Source organism: Paraburkholderia sp. NMBU_R16 (genome assembly GCF_013282575.1).
In the GTDB taxonomy this organism is placed as follows: Bacteria; Pseudomonadota; Gammaproteobacteria; order Burkholderiales; family Burkholderiaceae; genus Trinickia.
This window is the reverse complement of the sequence record NZ_JAAAYE010000531.1, coordinates 1-248: the sequence shown is the minus strand read 5'-3', so window position 1 is coordinate 248 and position 248 is coordinate 1. Positions and strand designations below refer to the sequence as shown.

Genomic DNA, 248 nt, shown 5'->3' with positions numbered 1-248 from the left:
GGTTATGCGAGGCACGCACCAGCCAGTCGGCCGGGTTGCCCAACGCATCAGCGCGCTCCATCAACGCCATCAGATCCGCTTCGCGGTCTGCCACATACACCAAGCGGGTCGAGGGCATATCCGGCGCCATCTCGGCGATGCGCTCGTAGCCTTCGATCCAACGCAAACTTTCCTTCGGGCCACCACGCTTTCCCGACTCGTCCTTTTTCTCGCGAGCCCACATCCACGCGTCCAGGATGCCCAGCGGC

1 pseudogene is annotated in these 248 nt (G+C 63.7%); it reads right to left on the bottom strand.

Annotation, left to right across the window (positions count from 1 at the left end):
* Positions 1-248, bottom strand: a pseudogene (locus GWC77_RS28990) (IS4 family transposase); the annotation flags it as partial.